At 67.7% G+C, this 17,779-nt stretch carries 15 protein-coding genes; 4 read left to right on the top strand and 11 right to left on the bottom strand.

What is annotated here, in order from left to right; genetic code table 11:
• Positions 1–7: 7 nt before the first annotated feature.
• From gfa to ACRY_RS16455, 4 genes are all read right to left on the bottom strand, one after another.
• On the bottom strand, positions 8–580 hold the full coding sequence (gene gfa / locus ACRY_RS16470; RefSeq protein WP_012040316.1) for an S-(hydroxymethyl)glutathione synthase: 573 nt from the start codon (positions 578–580) through the stop codon (positions 8–10).
• Between the two features lie 57 nt (positions 581–637).
• Positions 638–1,387, bottom strand: a complete 750-nt coding sequence (locus ACRY_RS16465) for a c-type cytochrome (RefSeq protein ID WP_007424022.1) — start codon at positions 1,385–1,387, stop codon at positions 638–640.
• Positions 1,388–1,427: 40 nt separating this feature from the next.
• Positions 1,428–2,285, bottom strand: coding sequence for a quinoprotein dehydrogenase-associated putative ABC transporter substrate-binding protein (locus ACRY_RS16460; RefSeq protein WP_231295294.1), 858 nt, complete (start codon positions 2,283–2,285; stop codon positions 1,428–1,430).
• A gap of 148 nt (positions 2,286–2,433) precedes the next feature.
• Entirely contained in the window at positions 2,434–4,281 is a 1,848-nt protein-coding gene (locus tag ACRY_RS16455; protein ID WP_007424019.1) for a methanol/ethanol family PQQ-dependent dehydrogenase, read from the bottom strand.
• A 297-nt stretch (positions 4,282–4,578) separates the two neighbouring features.
• Here ACRY_RS16455 and ACRY_RS16450 point away from each other — a divergent pair, with 297 nt between their 5' ends.
• Positions 4,579–6,585: a sigma-54-dependent Fis family transcriptional regulator gene (locus tag ACRY_RS16450; RefSeq protein WP_007424020.1), complete on the top strand. Its 2,007-nt coding sequence runs from the start codon at positions 4,579–4,581 to the stop codon at positions 6,583–6,585.
• Positions 6,582–7,142: a nucleoside 2-deoxyribosyltransferase gene (locus ACRY_RS16445; protein WP_012040314.1), complete on the top strand. Its 561-nt coding sequence runs from the start codon at positions 6,582–6,584 to the stop codon at positions 7,140–7,142. Before ACRY_RS16450 ends, ACRY_RS16445 begins: the two co-directional genes overlap by 4 nt.
• On the opposite strand, the gene ACRY_RS16440 is transcribed toward ACRY_RS16445, so the two are convergent.
• Together ACRY_RS16440 and ACRY_RS16435 are read right to left on the bottom strand one after the other, a co-directional pair.
• Complete coding sequence (locus tag ACRY_RS16440) at positions 7,036–8,106, bottom strand: hypothetical protein (RefSeq protein WP_012040313.1); 1,071 nt, start codon at positions 8,104–8,106, stop codon at positions 7,036–7,038. The two genes, ACRY_RS16445 and ACRY_RS16440, sit on opposite strands and share 107 nt — an antisense overlap.
• A complete protein-coding gene (locus ACRY_RS16435) occupies positions 8,106–9,563 on the bottom strand; it encodes an MBOAT family O-acyltransferase (RefSeq protein ID WP_012040312.1) in 1,458 nt (485 codons plus the stop codon). The genes ACRY_RS16440 and ACRY_RS16435 overlap by 1 nt, the downstream gene beginning before the upstream one ends.
• 149 nt (positions 9,564–9,712) lie before the next feature.
• Here ACRY_RS16435 and ACRY_RS16430 point away from each other — a divergent pair, with 149 nt between their 5' ends.
• Both ACRY_RS16430 and ACRY_RS16425 read left to right on the top strand, forming a co-directional pair.
• Positions 9,713–10,849, top strand: coding sequence for an ATP phosphoribosyltransferase regulatory subunit (locus tag ACRY_RS16430; RefSeq protein WP_012040311.1), 1,137 nt, complete (start codon positions 9,713–9,715; stop codon positions 10,847–10,849).
• A 4-nt stretch (positions 10,850–10,853) separates the two neighbouring features.
• A complete protein-coding gene (locus tag ACRY_RS16425; protein ID WP_012040310.1) occupies positions 10,854–12,143 on the top strand; it encodes an adenylosuccinate synthase in 1,290 nt (429 codons plus the stop codon).
• A 33-nt stretch (positions 12,144–12,176) separates the two neighbouring features.
• Here the strand turns inward: ACRY_RS16425 and ACRY_RS16420 are convergent, their stop codons facing one another.
• From ACRY_RS16420 to ACRY_RS16400, 5 genes are all read right to left on the bottom strand, one after another.
• The gene (locus tag ACRY_RS16420) at positions 12,177–13,115 is read right to left on the bottom strand and encodes an ABC transporter permease (protein ID WP_012040309.1); all 939 of its coding nucleotides are present in this window, start codon (positions 13,113–13,115) and stop codon (positions 12,177–12,179) included.
• Positions 13,116–13,124: 9 nt separating this feature from the next.
• A complete protein-coding gene (locus ACRY_RS16415; protein WP_007422061.1) occupies positions 13,125–14,066 on the bottom strand; it encodes an ABC transporter permease in 942 nt (313 codons plus the stop codon).
• Positions 14,067–14,076: 10 nt separating this feature from the next.
• A complete protein-coding gene (locus ACRY_RS16410; RefSeq protein WP_155856395.1) occupies positions 14,077–15,636 on the bottom strand; it encodes a sugar ABC transporter ATP-binding protein in 1,560 nt (519 codons plus the stop codon).
• Positions 15,558–16,646 (bottom strand): ABC transporter substrate-binding protein, encoded by a 1,089-nt coding sequence (locus ACRY_RS16405; RefSeq protein ID WP_012040307.1) that lies wholly within the window; start codon positions 16,644–16,646, stop codon positions 15,558–15,560. The genes ACRY_RS16410 and ACRY_RS16405 overlap by 79 nt, the downstream gene beginning before the upstream one ends.
• Positions 16,647–16,832: 186 nt before the next feature.
• Positions 16,833–17,771, bottom strand: coding sequence for a 3-hydroxyacyl-CoA dehydrogenase (locus ACRY_RS16400; protein WP_012040306.1), 939 nt, complete (start codon positions 17,769–17,771; stop codon positions 16,833–16,835).
• Positions 17,772–17,779 lie beyond the last annotated feature (8 nt).

The raw sequence follows: 17,779 nt of genomic DNA, 5'->3' as shown, positions 1-17,779 counted from the left end.
TGACGCGTCAGGCCGCGAGCTTGCCGTTGGCTTTCGCGACATGGGTCGCGATGGCATCCATCAGCGGCGGCGAAAGGCAGTCATACGGCTCAAGGCCGAGTTCTTTCAAGCGGGCGCGGATGGCGCCCATCTCGGAGGGCGGCGTGCCCTGCTCGATCACCGAGGAGACGAAGGCGGCGAATTCGGGCGCCGACCAGCCCTGATCCGACGACAGCTCGGTATGCACGAAGTCGAGCCCGTAGAAAGGATGGTCCTTGTTCTCGATGCGGCCGAACATGTGCACGCCGCATTCGCGGCAGGCATGGCGCTGGATGACCGCGTTGTGATCGACGATGTGCAGCTTGTTGCCATTCTCGACGACGTGAACCTTGTCCCGCGGCACCACCGCGACGATCGAGAACTTCGCACCCGCCGGCTTCCAGCATTTGGAGCAGCCGCAGGCGTGGTTATGGGCGGTCTGCGAGTCGACGCGCACCACCACCTGATGGCTCGGGCAGTGGCAGCGCAGCGTGCCGCCGGCGAAGGTTGACGAGCCCGGCTTTACGCCGTGGTCGATGGAAGGGTGCAGTGCAATGGCCATGTTTCGAACTCCCTTGTGACTATGTCTGGTGGCGGAACAGCGCGACGCCCTGCCCCGTCATTGTTTCGGCGTGCCGGTGCCGACAGCGCCGACAGCGCGGGCCTTGACGTATTGGTAGATCACGTGGATCTGGTGCGGGGTGAAGAAGCCGGCCCAGCTCGGCATGCCCTTCGCCTTGCGCCCCGTCATCGCCACATTGGTGAAGCCGGCCTCGGTCATGCCGTTGTTGAGCGAGGCGCGCAGGTTGGGCGCGTAGGAACCGCCCACGGCATCCTCGCCATGGCAGCGGAAGCAGTAGGAATTGAACAGCTCGTAGCCGCGGAAGACGTCCTTGGTGACCTTGTCGGTGCCGGGCTGAAAGATCGGGAAATCGACCTTCACCTTCTTGCCCTTCACCGTATAGGTGTAGGTCTTCCCGCTCGATGCCGGTGCGCTGGCGGCCTTGGCGCTCTTGAGGCTCAGGATCCAGGAGACGATTTCCTTGGTCTGCGCATCCGAAAGTTTCGGATGCGGCGGCATCGGGATCTTGCCCCAGGTGCCGACATGCCCCTTGCGGATCGCGTTTACCAGCGTGTCTTCAGCGCCGGACTGGCCGGCGAACTTCTTGGCAACGGCATCGAAGGCCGGACCGACGACCTTCTGGTTTATGGCGTGACAGGAGAAGCAGTCGCTGCCTTTGGCAATCTGCTCGCCCTTGGGCATCGAGCCGGAACCGCTGGCGGCGAGAGCCACGGCGCCGAGCAGCCCGGCCGCGAGAACGCCGGTCGCAGTGGCGCCAATGAAGGTAGTAATCGAACTCTTGGTCATGCCTCACTCTTTCTCGTGCTACGGTTCGTCACTGGGACTGTTAGTTGTTCGAGTAGTTGAAGTGCCTGGGGTTGGGCAGCAGGCGCACATTGAACTTGGCAAGGGTCGCGCCGATCTCGCTCTTGTGGGTCGCGATCACCTTGTCGAGCGCGGCACGCAGTGCCTTGTCACCTTTCCGCACGCCCATTGACATCGAATACGTGTAATTCACCTGCGGCAGACCGGGCGCATATTCCTCCGAGGGCACCCGGCGCATCTGCAGGCCGGGGAAATCCTTCATGAAGGCGCCGATCGCCGGTTCCCAGGTCACCATGACACCGACCTTGCCATCCTGAACCGCCTGCAGAAGCTGCCGCGGCGAGGCGTTCGGATTGCTCGCGACATGGAAGGCGACGGCATTCTCCATCAGCCCAAGCATCTTGATCGCCGTCTCGGGCGTCGTGCCGGCCTCGAAGCCGATCTTGATCGCGTGCATCGAAACCGATCGCATCGAGCGGATATGCAAATGCTTGCCCTTGCGGGTCACGAACACATACGAAGAGCGATAATACGGCTTGGTCGCCATTTCCTCGTTGTCGCCCGTCGGCAGGTTCATGACGACATCGCATTTGTGCGCATCGAGATTGAGAGCGAGGAAGTTCGAGAAGCCGCCATGCATCCGGTAACTGGCCCAGGTGTATTCGAGCTTCCGGCCCATCGCCTTGGCGATGAGTTCGGCGATCTTGTTCTCGAATCCCTGCCCCGCCCGGTTCGAGTAGGGCAGGTAGTTGGGATCGGCGCACACGCGCAGCACGTGGCTGTTGTTGGAGGGCTGAGCGGTTGTGCTGGCCGCTGCGACGCCATTTGGCGCGGCGGCGAAGAAGGCGGCACAGCCCGCGAACATGATCCAGCGGGTCATTGACGATTTCATGGGTTTCACTCCGTCAGCATGACCGACCGCGGGGGCCGGTACCTGTAGTCGCCGGGCGTCCACCGGAGGCGGACTGGAAGAAAAAAGCTCCAGCCCGGGCAGGGGAGCAACCCGGGCTGGATGGTCACGACGCGACTCAGTTCGCGCTGGCCACTTTCGAGGGCAGCGAGAACACCATCAGCGTGCCGCCAAGGTTCGTATAGTCGGTCAGGGTCGCGTTCAGACCCACGGCACCAAGGCCGGCCGACGATTTGTGCAGGTTGTCCGCCATGCCGATCGCGGCCCAGCCACCCACACCGCTCAGCACCGCGACATACTGCTTGCCGTCATGCATGTAGGTGATCGGGTTGCCGATGATGCCGGACGGCGTCTTGAACTGGTAGAGGATCTTGCCGGTCTTGATGTCGACCGCGCGGAACATCCCCTTCAACGTGCCGTAGAACGCGACATTGCCCGCCGTGGTCAGCGCACCGCCCCAATCCTGGAACATGTCGTGAATCTGCCACTCGGTCTTGCCGGTCATCGGGTTGTAGGCAATGAACCGGCCGCGATAGCCACCCGGTCCCGGGATCATGTTCACGATGGCGCCGACGAACGGGAAGCCCGCCTTGTACTTCACGTTGAACGCCTGGTAGCTCATGCACAGGTGGTTCAGCGGAGCGTAGAACAGGCCCGTCTTCGGATCGTAGGAGACGGGCTGTTCGTCCTTGTCACCCTGCGACGACGGGCAGATGTCCTTCACGTCCTTGCCCGCTTCGGTCATCTTCGCCGGGTCGACGATCGGCTCGTTGGTCTTCGGGTTGATGCCGGTCGCCCAGTTCACCGACGGATCGTATTTGTGGATCGCGATCGGGCTGCCGTTCTCACGGTTCATGACATAGCTGAAGCCGTTGCGGTCGAAATGCACCAGCGCCGGGACTTCCTTGCCGTGATACTTGACGTTGACGAGAACCATCTCGTTCACGCCGTCATAGTCCCAGCCGTCATGCGGGGTCATCTGGTAGACCCACTTGACCTTGCCGGTCTCGGGGTTGCGGGCCCAGATGGTCATCGACCAGCGGTTCTTGCCCGGGCGCTGGCTCGGGTTCCAGGTGCCGGGGTTGCCCGACCCGTAATAGATCAGGTTGAGCTTCGGATCGTAGGAATACCAGCCCCAGGTCGTGCCGCCGCCGACCTTCCACTCGTCACCCTTCCAGGTCTTGATGCTCGAATGCGGGCCGACGGGCTTGCCGGTCGCGCCGTTGATCGTCGTCGCCGGATCGATCAGCGTGTCCTTGGAAGGTCCCTCGCTGTAGCCGCGCCAGACCATCTTGCCGGTGTGGATGTTGTAGGCGGTGATGTAGCCGCGGACACCGTATTCACCGCCGGCGATACCGACGATCACGTTGTTGCCGACAACCATCGGCGCGCCGGTCATGGTCTGGCCGTCCTTCGGATGGCCATTGTCGGCAGACCAGACGACCTTGCCGGTCTTCGCGTTGAGCGCATAGAGCCGGGCGTCCAGCGCATCGACGAAGATCATGCCATCGCCATAGGCCGGGCCGCGATTCACGACGTCGCAGCAGGCAACCGGCGGCGCGTTGGAATCACGTGGCGGCGTATATTTCCACGCGATCTGGTCCGGATGGTTCAGGTTCACTGCATATACGTAGTTCGGATACGACGTCTCGTAATACATCATGTCGCCGATGACGATCGGCTGGCCCTCGAGACCGCGATCCGTGCCGGTCGACATCGTCCAGGCGACCTGCAGGTTTTTGACGTTCTTCGAGTTGATCTGGTCAAGCGTGCTGTAGCGCCAGTTGTTGTAGGTGCCGGTCGGCATCACCCAGTCATTGGGGTTCTTCTGCATCTGCAGCAGCGACTCGTTGGCGCTACCCGACGTGGCCGCCTGCGCGGACAGCACAAGCGCCCCTGCCCCGAGAATGCCGAAACTGGCCGCCAGCAGCGACCGCTTCAGCGATTTTGTCCCAAGTCTTGTCATTACGCTCCCTCCAAATGCGCGCCGGGGCCCCGCGGGCATCGGCGACGGACGTTTGACGCGTACCGGATTGCCCGGCTGGGACCATCACCAGCAATTCCCGTGCCAGACGAAGCTAGGAGCCAAAGCCAGCGATTATCCTTGAGTCGCGGAACAGACTTGTCACGACACAAGCAAATCGGGGTGACAATCTGTAATTTGTGTGGAACACTCTGCCCCGCCAGACTGTTGCAATTCAATCCGGCGTTCAGACCGGCAATGGCACAGGCCGTAAAATTCGGTCAGGGGAGTGGCCGCAAGATGACCGACGCAAGTCATGACATGATGTACGCGGCGGCGACGTCCGCCGCAAAATCAAGCCGTGCGGCAAGCGGTTCCGCCGGACGCGAGGACTACATCGAAGCCGCCTGGCGGCGATGCCGAGACGATTACAGGCTGAATCCCGAAGCACCGCCGGCAGCCGTTCATGTGGGCGGCGCGGCGCTGCGGCAGATCCGCGAGGAACATGCGTTGTTCGAGCGCCTCGGCCGGGTCGAGATGCACAGGCTGCTTGGCCAGATCAGCCAGCAGGTCGCCCAGTCCGCCACGGCATCGCGCTACGTTCTGATGCTGACCGATGCCGACGGCACCGTGCTCGACGTGTTCACCGATGCGGCGAATGCCGAGCGGGCGCGTGCCGCAAACATGATGCCTGGCTACATGTGGGACGAGCAGCACGCCGGCGTGAACGGTCCGGGGACGTCGCTGCACGACCGGCGTTCACGCGTTGTGCATCGCGAGGAACATTACTTCACCCGCAACAGCCGGATGACCTGTTCGGCAGCGCCGATCTGGGGCGCGAACGGCAGGCTGCTGGGCGCGATCGACGCGACATGCCTTGATTGTGATGACAGCCGCGCCGCCCAGGTGCCGACGATCGCACTCGTCAGCATGTCGGCGCGCATCATCGAGCAACTGCATTTCACCAACAGTTTCCGTGACTGCATGATCATGCGCTTCCATGAGCGCCCCGAACTCGTCGGCCTGCCGTATGATTCCCTCCTGGCGGTTGATTCGGACGGACTGATCCGCGCGGTTGACAATTCCGTGCCCTCGATGCTGGGCGCCGCCGGATACAATACGCTGGTCGGTCGCAGCGTGGCCGAAGTCTTCGACATTTCGCTGGACCGTCTGCTGGAGCATGCCGAAACCCAGCCCTTCGCCATCTGGCCGATCGCGCACGGAAACGACAGGCACGGCTATGCCAGCGTCTGGCCGGCGAAACAGACCCGCGCCCGCGCCCGCGCCGTCGTCAGCGCGCGCAATGCGCTGGTGGAGCGCGCACCGCTGCGGCCGCCGGCCGAGATGCGGCAACGCAAGCCTGAGCCGCGGGAACTCGTGGCGCTGGCCGGCGCCGACCGGGCCATGGCGCACAACGTGTGGCGCGCCGAGCGCGTCATGAACCGGGACATCAACATCCTGCTCCTCGGCGAGACCGGCACCGGGAAGGATACCTTCGCCCGCGCGATTCACCGCGCGAGCAATCGCCATGCCGCGCCGTTCGTCGCAATGAGCTGCGCGGCAATTCCCGAGCAGCTCATCGAAAGCGAACTGTTCGGCTACGAAACCGGCGCTTTCACCGGCGCGCGGCCGGGCGGCATGCGCGGCAAGGCGGTGGCCGCGCATGGCGGCACGCTGTTCCTCGACGAAATCGGCGACATGCCGCTTTCCATTCAGGCCCGCCTGCTGCGGCTGCTGGAAGAAAAGGAGATCGTGCCGCTCGGCAGTTCCACGCCGACTCCGGTGGACATCAAGGTCATCAGCGCGACCCATCGCGACCTTGAAGCGATGGTGGCGCGCGGCGAGTTCCGCATGGACCTCTATTACCGGCTCAACGGCCTGTCGCTGACGATGCCCGCCTTGCGGCAACGCTCTGACCGGCAGGACCTGATCGAGACACTCTGCGCCGAGGAAAGTGAGGGCGCATCGATCTCCATTACCCCCGCCGCGATGCAGGCGCTGATCGAGCACGACTGGCCCGGCAATATCCGCGAACTGCGCAACACGCTGCGTACCGCCCTGGCTTTCGCCGAAGCCGGGCGCATCGAGGTGCATCACCTCCCGCACATGATCGTCCGCACCATGCCCGCGCACGGCCCAGTCCCGCCGCAGCCCCTGGCAGAGGAAGATCCCGAGCGCGAACGGATCGTCGCGGCACTCGAACGGCATCACTGGCGTATCGCCGCCACGGCATCCAGCCTCGGCATCAGCCGCAACACGCTCTACCGGAAGCTGCACCGCTACGGCCTGATGAACGAACCGCATTGACTCGCCGGCCCGTCGCCTATCTCGCCGGGCCGGACCTGTTCCTGCCCGACGCGCACGCCCATGCCGCGCGAAAGGTCGCGATCGCCGCCGGCCACGGCATCGATGCGCTCGTCCCGCTGGATGCGCCGGCACCCGAACGCCAGCCGGGCGAGGCGCTGTGGCGGGCGATCTTCCGGCAGGATGTCGGGATGATGGAGGCCAGCGACATCATCATCGCCCATCTCACCCCCTTCCGTGGCGCCTCCGCCGATGCCGGGACGCTGGTCGAGCTGGGCTGGTTCCTCGGCCGCCGCCGGCCCTGCTTCGGCTATTCGAACGCGTCCACGCCCTTCGCCGCGCGCAGCCGCCGCCAAATCGCCGCCCTGCCCGATCCCGTTAGCGATATTGCGGTCGAGGATTTCGGCCTGGGCGACAACCTGATGGTAGTCGGCGCGCTGGAGGGCGGGCTCGTCACCCCGCCGGAGGGCCAGGACCTGCCCTTCGACTCGCTCGCGATGTTCGAACGCTGTGTTGCGCGGGCGGCAGCGTTTCTTGCGGGCAGGTCGCCGCCAGGCTGAGCATCGCCGGCGCCGGCGCGACCAGCCGGCGATGCAGCAGCCGGGCAAGGCCGCGCCCCACCAGCATGCTGTGAAAATACTGGCAGGGCTGTGCGAGGTGATCCTCGCTGTTGTAGAAATCGGCGCGCGGATACCGGCTGTGATTGGCGAGTTCGAGAAACCGCCCGCCATGCTGCCGATAGACCCCGCCGATCGCGCTTATATCCGCCTGCGGCAGCCTGACATCGCGGAAATCGGTCGGCAGCCCGCCGATCACGATCACCCCCCGCGCCGCCGCGGCGGCGACGAACTGGCCGATCAGCACCGTGCCATACCCGTCCCGGATCGCCCGCGCCGACGGCTCGACCCGATGCAGCCCGGCGAGGAAGGCGCGGTCGGCGGTCGCAAGGCTGGTGCCGATCTCGTCGCCCTCCGCATCCTCCTCGCGGGCGAGGCGGGCGCGCAGATGGCCGAGCCCCGCCGCCCGCGCCGCCATCTCCGCCAGCGCCTCCAGCCCGTCCGGCATGGTGTTGTCGAAGGCGGCGCCAAGTATCCGCCCCGGCGGCATTTGCCACAGCAGCGCCCGGTCGTGGCGGAAGAGCATGGCGCCATCGACATCCATCCGGTTCGCCGCGCGGCTGATGTCGTATTGCTGCACCTCCATCGGCAGATAGACGATGTCGCCGCGATGCAGCAGCTTCAGCCAGCGGAGGAACAGATCATCGAGCCCGATGCCGACGGCGATGCCGCCATTCTCGCAAGGCAGCGCCAGCATCGCGCCGATCACCCGGCAGGAATGCGAATAGGGCCCGTTCGACCCGGCGAGGATCACCAGCTTCGGCGAAGGCAGCGCCGCGCCGCGGGCGAGCTTCTCGCGCATCTCCAGCCGCAGCAGGCCGAGCGAGAGCGGGCGGTCGAGCACGAAGGCAAAGGCGGCGAAATACAGCGCGAGCGAGGCGATGGCGCAGAGAACAAGCCGGCGCATCAGAACTGGAAATAGATGAAAGGCCGCGCATAGGGCGCGAAAATCAGCGCCTGCGCGGTGAAGGCGAACCCGGCGATCAGCGCAAGGCCGCGCCCGCGCCCCCCGAGCGTATGGATGTCGCGCGCCCCCAGCATGATCCCCCAGGCCAGCGCGATCAGCGCGCTCCCCTGCACCACGCTCATCGTCCGCGCCGCGCCGAGCCAGGGCAGCACCGCGACCGGCCTGGCAATCGCGCCGAGCGCGGGGATCGCGGCGATGATCTGGTTTGGCAGCAGCATTCCGCCAGCGCCGACAAGCCCGCGCAGCACGATCCGGCAGGCGGAGAGGCTTTCGGCGCGGAACGGCACCCAGGCCAGCAGCACGGCAAGCAGCGTCAGCCCCTGCGCCACCAACCGCGGCAGGCGCGTTCCAAACCGCCGCCACTGGTGATGGATCACGAGATACAGCCCGTGCAGCCCGCCCCACAGCATGAACGACCACGCCGCGCCATGCCACAGCCCGCCGAGCAGCATGGTGATCATCAGGTTGAGATTGCGGCGCGCCTCGCCGCGCCGGTTGCCGCCGAGCGGAATGTAGAGATAGTCGCGCAGGAAGAACGAGAGCGTGATGTTCCACCGCCGCCAGAAGTCCGAGATGTCGCCTGCCTGATAGGGGCTGCGGAAATTCAGCGGAAAGCCGATGCCGATCATCCGCGCCAGCCCGATCGCCATGTCCGAATAGCCCGAGAAGTCGAAATAGATCTGCGCGCCATAGGCGAGCAGCGCCACCCACGCCTCGATCAGCGACAGCGAATGCCCTGCGGCGGCGGCGGCGAAGCCCGGATCGGCGAAACGGGCGAGACTGTCCGCCAGCACCAGCTTCTTGCCGAGGCCGAGGAGAAAGATCTCGATGCCGCAAGCGAGATCCTCCTGCCGCACCCTGCCGCGATGGCGGGCGAATTGCGGGATGATCTCCCCTGGCCGGACGATCGGCCCGGCGATCAGATGCGCGAAGAAGGCAACGAAACAGGCATAGTCGAGAAAGCCGCACTCCGGCACCTCGCCGCGCGCGGTATCGACCAGATACATCACCTGCTGGAAGGTGAAGAAGCTGATGCCGAGCGGCAGCAGGATGCAAAGCGCCGGCGCGGGCAGGCCGAGCAGCGCCGCCCCGCTCGCCGCCAGCAGCCCGGCATACTTGAACCAGCCCAGCAGCAGCAGGTTCGCCGCCAACCCGCCGACGAGCCAGCCTCGCTTCCGGCGCGACCGCCGCATCGCACCCGCCACCAGATAATTGCCGAGGATCGATCCGGCCAGCAGCGGCAGCAGCACCGGCTTCCACCACCCATAGAACACGAGGCTCGCCAGCAGCAGCACGCCGAGCGCCGCCCGCGCCCCGGCAATCCGCCCGGCCAGGGCGAAGCCGGCGAGAAAGACCGGCAGAAACCCGAAGACGAAAAGAGCCGAGTTGAAAAGCACGAACAAATACCCGCTTAGGTTGAAATCACCTTGCCACGCGGCGCGGGCGATTTCCACCCCGAATTGGCCCCGGCGGCACCGGATGCTATAGGCCGCGCGAGACCGGCCCCTTCGGGCCGTCCCCACGCCGCGCCGGAACCCGCATCGACATGACCGACGACCTGCCGCCCCACCCCGCTTTGCTGCCCGCGGGCTTCACCGACCTGCTGCCGCCGGACGCCGAGGCCGAGGCAAGGCTGACCGAAACGCTGACGGCGAGCTTCGGCGCGCATGGCTATCAGCGGGTCAAGCCGCCGCTGGTCGAGTTCGAGACCACGCTGCTCGCCGGCAGCGGCGCCGCCGTGGCCGAGCAGACCTTCCGGCTGATGGACCCTGAATCGCAGCGCATGATGGGCGTGCGCGCCGACACCACGCCGCAGATCGCCCGCATCGCCACCACGCGGCTCGCCGCCGCCGCCAGGCCGCTGCGCCTGGCCTATGCCGGGCAATGCCTGCTGGTGCGCGGCTCGCAGCTCGCCCCCGAGCGCCAGGTCGCACAGGCCGGCATCGAGCTGATCGGGCCGGACGTGCCGGAGGCCGACGCCGAAATCATCGTCACCGCCGCCGCCGCCCTCGCCGCCACCGGCATCGGCGAGGTCAGCGTCGATCTGACCATGCCGCCGCTGATCCCCGCCCTGCTGGGCGACACTTCGGCCCATGCCGCCCTCGTCCGCGCGCTCGACCGCAAGGACGCCGCCGAGATCGCCGCCCATGGCGGCGCGCTGGCCCCCACCCTCCTCGCCCTGCTGGAGGCCGCCGGCACCGCCGAGACCGCGATCGGCCGCCTCGCCGCGATCGACCTGCCCGCCCCGGTCCGCGCCCTGGCGGACCGGCTGAGCGCGACCGTCGCCGCCATCCGCGCCCTGATGCCTGCCCTGCGGCTGACCATCGACCCGGTCGAGTTCCGCGGCTATCGCTACCACACCGGCGTCGCGCTCACGATCTTCGCGCCCGGCCGCCAGGCCGAGTTCGGCCGCGGCGGGCGCTATCTCTGCGACAATGGCGAATCGGCGACCGGCATCACCCTCTATCCCGACACGATCCTCGCCGTCGCCCCGCGCCCGGCCTTGCGCCCGCGCCTGTTCCTGCCCGCCTTCACGCCGGCCGAGGCCGGTGCCCGCGCCCGCGCCGAGGGCTTCGCCACCATTCGCGGCCTCGCCGCCGCGGCGGATGACGCCGACGAGGCACGCCGCCTGTCCTGTTCCCATCTCTGGCGCGACGGACGCGCCGTTCCGATCGAAGGATAACGCCATGGCAAATGTCACCATCATCGGCGCGCAATGGGGCGACGAGGGCAAGGGAAAGGTGGTCGACTGGCTGGCCTCCCGCGCCGATGTCGTGGTCCGCTTCCAGGGCGGGCACAATGCCGGGCACACGCTCGTGGTCGGCAACCAGACCTACAAGCTCTCGCTGCTCCCCTCCGGCCTCGTGCGCGGCAAGCTCGGCGTGATCGGCAACGGCGTGGTGGTCGACCCGGTGGCCCTGCTCGCCGAAATCGGCCGGGTGCGCGAGCAGGGGCTGAACGTCACCCCCGAAACGCTGCGCATCGCCGACAATGCGCCGCTGATCCTGCCGCTGCACGCCGCCCTCGATGCCGCGCGCGAGGCCGCCCGCGGCGCGCGCCGCATCGGCACCACCGGCCGCGGCATCGGCCCCGCCTATGAGGACAAGGTCGCCCGCCGCGCCATCCGCATCTGCGACCTCGCCGAACCCGAAACGCTCGACTGGCGGCTCGACGAGCTGCTGCTGCACCACAACACGCTGCTCGCCGGCCTCGGCGCGCCCACGTTCGGCAAGGCCGAGCTGATGGACCAGCTCCTCGCCCTCGCGCCGCAGATCCTGCCCTTCGCCGAACCGGTCTGGGAACGCCTGGCCGAGGCGAAGAAATCCGGCGCGCGCATCCTCTTCGAGGGCGCGCAGGCGGTGATGCTCGATGTCGATCACGGCACCTACCCGTTCGTCACCTCGTCCAACACCGTCTCCGGCCAGATCGCCGCCGGCGCCGGCGTCGGGCCGGACGCCGCGGGCCGCGTTCTCGGCATCGCCAAGGCCTATTCCACCCGCGTCGGCTCCGGCCCCTTCCCGACCGAGCAGGACAACGAGACCGGCCGCCTGCTCGGCGAGCGCGGGCATGAATTCGGCACCGTCACCGGCCGCGCCCGCCGCTGCGGCTGGTTCGACGCCGCGCTGGTCCGCCAGGCGGTCAAGGTTGGTGGCATCCAGGGCCTCGCGCTGACCAAGCTCGACGTGCTCGACGGCATGACGACGCTGCAAATCGGCGTCGGCTACCGCATCGGCGGCGAAACCCTGCCCCATCTGCCACCCGGCGCCGCGGCGCAGGCCAAGGCCGAACCGGTCTATGAAACCATCGAGGGCTGGTCCGGCTCGACCCGCGGCGCCCGCTCCTATGCCGACCTGCCGGCGCAGGCGATCAAGTATGTCCGCCGCATCGAGGAACTGGTCGAATGCCCGGTCACCCTGCTCTCCACCAGCCCCGAGCGGGACGACACCATCCTGATGCAGGACCCCTTCGCCGACTGAGGCCTTCCAGCTCCGCCGTGCCGGAACGGCAGGTCATGGTCCCTGTGGCGTCGCGACGGCGAGGACACCGATGATGACGCCGCCCGTCGCGATCAGGCGGACACCCTCAGGCATGTGCAGCAGGTTGAGCATCGTGACGAGCAGCCCGAGCAGCATGGCCGAGCCCCAGAGGCCGGGCGGGGCCGGGTCGCCGCCGGCGATCGAGGTGCCGCCGATCACGACAACGGCGATCGACATCAGGAGATATTCGCGCGCCATGTCGAGCGAGGCGCCGCCGGAATAGGCGGCGAGCAGGATGCCGGCGATGGCGGCGAGCAGGCCGGAGGCGAGATAGACCAGCGAGAGCGCACCTCCAACCCGAAAGCCGGCGAGCGAGGCCGCCCGGCGGTTCTGCCCGAGAGCGAGCACCGCCCGACCCGCACGCGTGCGCTGGAGCCCGACCGCGCAGGCGGCGGTGAGCAGGATGAACAGCACCGTCATCGCGGAGACGCCCAGCACGCGGCCGGACGTGAACGCCGCGAGCAGCGGCGAGGGCTGCGTCACCGCGTGGCTGGAATAGGCGATGGCGGCAGACTGGTAGATGAAGCCGGAGGCGAGCGTGCCGACCATCGGCGGGATGCGCAGCAGGCGGATCAGCGCCAGATTGAAAAGCCCGGCACCGAGGCCGACGAGCAGGCCGAGGGCGAGGCCGGAAAGCAGCCCGGCATTGCTGCCGTGCATCGCGCCGGTCGCGAGATAGCCGGCGAGCGTCATCACGCCGGGGATCGACAGGTCGATATTGCCCGGGCCGGCGGTGATCACCAGCATCTGCCCGAGCCCGGCGATGACGAAGAATGTGGCGAATTGCAGCGCGATCGAGAAGGTCTGGAAACTGCCGGCGCCGGCGGCGATGACCACGATCGCGAGGTAGACGACCGCCGCCGCGAGATAGGACCAGATCCAGCGCGGAGCGTTCGCGAAGCGTTGTCCCATCCGCCGCTCCTATGCCGACCGCGCCACGGCGCGCAGGCCGAGCACCACGATCAGGATGCCGCCCTCCACGCTGAGCTGCCAGCTCGTCGAGATGTTCACGAAGGACAGCACCGAGCCTGTGAGCAGCATGATCAGCGTGCCGGTGACGGTGCCGACCGGCGAGACGTCGCCGCCCACGAACTCGCCGCCGCCGACGATCACCGCCGCGATCGAGGTCAGCGTGTATTGCGCGCCCACCGTCGCGTCGCCGGAGGTGTTGATGCCATCCAGCAGCAGGCCGGCGATCACGCCACAGGCCCCGGCGATGCCGTAGAGCAGCATCCGCCCGCGGGCGAGCGACCAGCCGGCCTGCTCGACCGCCTTCGCATTGCCGCCGATGCCGCGCAGGACGGCGCCGCGCGCGGTTCGCATCAGCAGCAAATGGCCGAGGAGCGCGGCGCCGGCGAGCACGAGGATCGGCAGCGGCACCAGCGGCGGCGAGAGGTTGACGAAGCCGGCGATGAGGGACGGCGCGCCGCCGCCGGGCGAGGGCAGCAGCAGCAGCGCGCAGCCGAGCCAGATGAACGAGGCGCCCAGCGTCACCACGATCGAGGGCAGCCGGCGAACATGGATCAGCCCCCCCATCAGCGCGTAGGCGCCGATCGCCGCGGCGAGGGCGAGGAGGCCGGCGGCGGGGGCGCGGACCAGCAGCGTCGCCGCGATACAGGATGTGAGCGAGATGAACGGGCCGATGCCGAGATCGATGTCATTGATGGCGATGACGCACATCTGCGCCATGCTGGCGAAGACCGCCGGCATCGCGAGATCGAGCAGCAGGCCGATGCCGAAATAGCTCAAGATCGCCGGCCGTATCCAGAAGATGATGCCGAACATCGCGGCGAGGGCGGCGACGGGCAGGGCGATCTTGAAGCGCGGCAGGGCGGCTGCGAGGGCGGGTTGGCCGGCGGGCATCGCGGACGGGTCAGCCGGCACGGGCGAAGCCGCCCCCGGGCGGCGCCGAGGCAAAGGAGGCACGGATCACCCGGTCTTCCGAATAGGCGTCGCGGTCGATCGCATCGGTGATCCGGCCGCGGCTGAAGACATAGACCCGGTCGCATTCGGCAAGCTCGGCGTTCTCGGTGGTGTACCAGAGGATGGCATGGCCGCCGGCGGCGTGCGCGCGCATCCGCGCGTAAAGCTCGCGCTTGGTGCCGACATCGACACCGCGCGTCGGATCGTCGAGCAGGAGGATATCGGCCCCGGAGGCCAGCGCGCGGGCAACCAGCACCTTCTGCTGGTTGCCGCCGGACAGGCGGGTCGCGAGATGGGAGACGGTGGGCGTGCGGATCGCCAGGCTCCGCGCCCACGCCTCGGCAAGGGCGCGTTCGGCGGCGGGATCGATCAGGCCGAAGCGGGAGAGCCGGCCGAGCGCGCCGGCGGAGATGTTGCGCATCACCGACCAGAGCGGAAAGATCCCCTCGCTGGCGCGGTCCCCGCTGACATGGGCGATGCTGCCATTGACGGCGAGGCCGCGCTCGCGGTGGCGGGCGGCGGCGAAGACCCGGTGCAGGAACGCCCGCTGGCCATGACCGGCGAGGCCGGCAAGACCGACGATTTCGCCGGCATGAACGCGCAGCGGCAGCGACTCGCCGTCCTGCCCCGCGGCCTCGACGCGCGGCACGCCGGCGCTGCGCGCGCCGCCGGCGTCGCGCCCGGCGGGAGCGCGCACCTCGCCCATCATCGCGACAAGCCGGTCTTCGTCGAGCCCGGAGGCGGGCGCCGTGCCGACGATGCCGCCATCGCGCAGCACGACGATATCGTCGGCATAGGCCAGGATCTCGGCGAGGCGATGGGAGATGAAGACGCAGGCGATGCCGCGGGCGCGGGCGGCGCGCGTGAAGTCGAGGAGCTGGGTTGCGGCATGGCCGGCGAGCGAGGCCGTCGCCTCGTCGAGGATGACGAGGCGGACCTTCTCCTCGGTCTCGCTGAAGGCGCGGGCGATTTCCACCATCTGCCGCTCGCCGATCGACAGCGAACTGACCTGGCGGTCCGGGTCGATTCCGTGGCCGGGAAAGATCGCGTCGAGCGAGGCGCGGATCAGGTGCCGGGCGCGCCCGCGCCAGCCGGCGCCGCGCAGGCTCCGATGCATGATCCCGACATTCTCGAAGACGGTGAGGTTGGGGCAGAGCGAGAGTTCCTGGAACACGCAACGTATGCCGAGCGCATGCGCGGCACGGACGCCATAGGCGGGGATGGGCGCGCCGGCCACCGCGATCGCGCCGGAGGATGGCGGCAGGGTGCCGGCGATGATCTGCATCAGCGTGGATTTTCCCGCGCCGTTATGGCCGACGATGCCGAGCATCCGCCCGGCATCGATGTCCAGATCCACCCCTTGCAGGGCCCGCACGCTGCCGAAGTCGCGGGCGATCGCCGCGAGCCGGATCAGGGGGGCGGCGGCTGCGGTCAGTGCAGCGTCTCCGGGCCGGGCGAGGCCGGCGGCGCCGTGTGATGGAGATTCGCCGCGATCAGGCGTTCCGTCCATGTCTGGCTGTAGAGCGGTGTCGCGACAGCGCCCTGCGGCAGCACCTTGAGCCAGCTCTGCAACTGGTTGGCGTGGATCTGCAGCAGCGGGACGTTCACCACTTTCGGCACCTTCGCGCCGGCGAGGATCTGCTGGGCAACCCAGAGGGCGATGGACGACACGCCGGGCGCCGAGGAGAGCGAGATCGTGTGGTATCCGCCCGGCTTCTTGTCCAGCTTCGCCCAGAGCGAAAGCTCGACCTGGCGGTTGCCGAAAATGATCAGCGGCGTTCCCCGCCCGGCGGCCATGAAGGCTTCGTAGGTGCCGTAGCCATCGCCGCCCTGGGTGACGACGGCCTCGATATGCGGCAACGAGGGCAGCACGCCGGCGACGGCCTTCTGCGCGATGCTCTGCGTCCAGTCGCCGTGGACGGAGCCGACGATCTTCATCTTCGGATATTTCCTGAACGTCTCGACGATCCCCTTGTGGATATCGGTATCGACAGAGGTTCCGGCGATGCCGCGAACTTCCAGCACATTGCCCTTGCCGTGCAGGGATTTCGCGACGAAGCGGGCTTCGATCTGCCCCATGTGAACGTAGTTGTAGGCGACCTTGTAGGCGCAGGGGGCGGTGACGAGACTGTCGAACGCGACGACGACGATGCCGGCGTGGCAGGCCTTGGCGATGACGCCGTTCAGCGCCGTGGGCGAGGCGGCGTCGATGACGATGGCCTTCCAGCCTTCGAGGATCAGATCCTCGATCTGGGATTCCTGCTGGGAGGCGGAATTGTCGGCGTTGACGATCTTGGTTTTCGCGACGATGCCGCCGGAGATGGCCTGGTGGCTGGCTTCCTTCCACATCTTGAGCATCTGCTGGCGCCAGCTGTTGCCGGCGTAGGAATTGCTGAGGGCGATGCCGTCATGGGCGGTGGATTTCGCCATGGCGCGAGGGATGGCGAGGCCGGTGACGAGGGTAGCGGTCGAAGCCAGAGCCAGGGCGAAGCCGAGAGGGTTTCCAGTCCGCCGGGTCATGATCGTTTCCTTTCCCCATCGGCGCCGCCCTCATTGCTGCGGGCGATCATCGGCCAGGGCGAACGCCGGATTTCTGTTTCTTGTCGGATCTCGACCTTAACACCACGAACCGGGTGACCAAAGCGATGTTTGCATCCCGGTCGCGGACCGGCGGTACAATTATTCCGGATCGGGCCGATCGGGAAATCAGCCGGCCGCCGGATCTTGCGAACTGCGCTTGTGAGCCATGAGGGCCATCAGCCGGCGGTCGCGCCAGGCCGAACGCTCGGCAAGCTGGTCGGCCGGGAGCGCGACCCGCCGCTGGCGCTCGACCTCGGCGATCAGCGCGTCGTCCCAGCCGAGATCGACGCCGCGCGAGCCCGCGATGGTTTCGTACATCGTCCGGAAGCGCCGCGCGTAGTCGGCGACGCCGCCGGGCGCGTTCAGGTCGATCGTCTCGAACGGACCCATGAAGCTCCAGCGCAGGCCGAGCCCGGCGGAGACGGTGCGATCGACGTCCTCGACCGACATGATCCCGTCCGCCACGAGCTTCCAGGCCTCGGCGAGGAGAAGCCCCTGCAGGCGGTTGAGCGCGAAGCCCTCGATTTCCCGCGTCAGTTCGACGGGTTCCTGGCCCACGCTTTCCATCAGCGCGCGCACGCGCTGCACCGTTGCCGCCGCCGTCCACGGCGCGGGAACAAGTTCGACGACCGGAATGAGATAGGGCGGGTTGACCGGATGGGCGATCAGGCATCGCTCGCGGCAGCCGACATGATCGGTGAAGGCGGACGCCGGAATGCCGGACGATGAGCTGCCGATCAGCGTTTCGGGGCCCACCACCGCGTCCAGCGCCGCGAAGATCTGGCGTTTCTGCTCGACCGTTTCGAAGACGCTCTCCTGGATGTAGGCGGCATCGGCGACGGCATCGGCGAGCGACGCCGCCACGCGGACGCGCTGGCCGGCCGCCGCAGCATCCTCGATCAGGCCGACCTCTTCGAGGGTTTTCAGCCGGTCGCCGATCAGGCCGATGGCGCGGTCCGCGCCGCCCTCGACCGCATCGTACACGGCAACGTCATGTCCCGCGCGGGCGAACACGATGGCCCAGGCCGAGCCGACGAGGCCGGCACCCACAACCGCAATCTTCATTCCACTCT

The organism is Acidiphilium cryptum JF-5 (assembly GCF_000016725.1).
GTDB classification, from domain to species: Bacteria; Pseudomonadota; Alphaproteobacteria; order Acetobacterales; family Acetobacteraceae; genus Acidiphilium; species Acidiphilium multivorum.
The sequence above is the reverse complement of the archived record's forward strand: the minus strand, read 5'-3'. Positions and strand labels throughout refer to the sequence as shown.